2 protein-coding genes are annotated in these 1,700 nt (G+C 31.1%); both read right to left on the bottom strand.

Annotated features, from left to right (window positions below):
• Positions 1 to 305 precede the first annotated feature (305 nt).
• Entirely contained in the window at positions 306 to 887 is a 582-nt protein-coding gene (locus F0000_RS27210; RefSeq protein ID WP_223148956.1) for a hypothetical protein, read from the bottom strand.
• Positions 888 to 1,043: 156 nt separating this feature from the next.
• Positions 1,044 to 1,331, bottom strand: a complete 288-nt coding sequence (locus tag F0000_RS27215; protein ID WP_149627836.1) for a YciI family protein — start codon at positions 1,329 to 1,331, stop codon at positions 1,044 to 1,046.
• Positions 1,332 to 1,700: the final 369 nt, after the last annotated feature.

Here is a 1,700-nt window from a genome sequence, read left to right on the forward strand (position 1 = left end):
GTACAGTTCTTTTTGCTTTTTCACAGCAAGACTCAACTCTTTTTTTGATACATAAGTTATAGATTTTAATTATTTCTATTAAATTACGAAATCCAGCAGAAAAAAGTTACCGAAGGTTTAGTTCAACGTTTAGCTATGCGTAGTGCGGAAGCAGAAAATCACTGGTTATCGAGCTAGCACTTAGCCAAAGTTTATATTTTGTTTTTATCTTTTTCTAAAATATTAAATTTAATACTTTGGCGACAAACCAAATAAGCAATGACTTTTCGATTAAACCCAAACCCCGCATTATCGCATAGGTGTTGTTACCCAACGTTTTTTATTCCACGTTTTTCGAGTTCAGCTTCTAATTCAAGTCGTTTTTTCTTGTAACTTCTTCTTGCCTTATTAAACTGAATATCTTTCTCGTCCTCAATTAATTCAGTGATTGCAAATTCGATTTCTTTATCAGTTAGCTCATTCGGTTTTTTGAAATATAAGTCTGAATCAAATTCAGTCGATTGAGTTTTTTCGTTTTCCAATTCGTTAATCCGTTCAATTGGTTTTTCGGTTTCTACTTGTGTCAATTCATAGTCAGATTTTGGTAATTCCGACTTACCTACTATTTTCAGATAATCATTTAAAATCCGTTTTTCCACAAAGATTTTCCCGCCACCAAATTTATGTCGGTCTGTCATATCTTTTTTAACTCCAGAAATCCAATATTCATCTCCACTTTCAAGGTCAAAATAGTTTCCATTTATTCCCATTCCGTTTAAACTTTGAAATGCTTTTCCGTTAAAATAAATTGTTTTTCCACTTTTTGAGAATGAAACAAGTCCAATCCAAGCATTTCCATTATCAGAAAATCCACTTTTTAACTCAATATATTTAATTTCAGTTCTCATTTTGTTAATGTTGGGTAACGGCCTTGGCTATGAACAGTTGGGGATTTCAAAATCCTAACTTTTCGGTTTAGCACCGACCTTTGTTTTGTGTTTATACTTTCGTTTTATTACTTTCGCCCCAATTGTTTATAGCCATTGTTGTGTGTTCGTACTTTTTTATTCCATCAAGAAATTCAGTTCTTTACAAGTTTTAGTCGGTACGAATTCAGTCAACTCGTAATCCGCTAATTCATTTTTCTTGAAAGGGTCTTTTTCAATAATTTTCTCCAATTCTGACTGTAATTTAACATTAGACAAAATTATTCCTCCTGTTCTTGGAATTTTTCGTCCTGAGGCTAGAAAATGTCCTAATTCATATTGTTCATTTAGAAATTCAATATGCTCATTCAGAAATTGGTCAATTTTTTCAAGTTCGGTTTTATAAGTCAAGTTTATAATAAACATTTATATTTCAGTTCTTTTGTTCGTTTTTAATTCAATTTGCGTTCTTCGGGTATGACACACAACGGTTTGTATAAGAAACGTAGGGCAGAAGATAAGCACTTTCGTTTCGGTTTATTACTTAGCTAAATATAAATATTTTGCTTTTATCTTTTCTACTATAAACGCCAAATTTTATATTTAGCGGACTTAATAAAAAAACACAGAACTTTGGATATAACACAAAAGCCCTATGTTTTTTATACATTCTGACTAACGTAAAATTACACTACTGATTTACAGTTATTTGCAAATCATCATTAGTTAATCCAAATTTATCAATTTGTTTTCTAATTCTTTTCACTAGTCCTAGTTTTCTTTTTTGATCGAGGT

The organism is Aquimarina sp. RZ0 (assembly GCF_008370685.1).
Taxonomy (GTDB): Bacteria; Bacteroidota; Bacteroidia; order Flavobacteriales; family Flavobacteriaceae; genus Aquimarina.

Bases quoted from the DNA above. Each gene is read 5' to 3' on its own strand.
- F0000_RS27210 (WP_223148956.1), bottom strand. From the start codon at position 887: ATGAGAACTGAAATTAAATATATTGAGTTAAAAAGTGGATTTTCTGAT.
- F0000_RS27215 (WP_149627836.1), bottom strand. From the start codon at position 1,331: ATGTTTATTATAAACTTGACTTATAAAACCGAACTTGAAAAAATTGAC.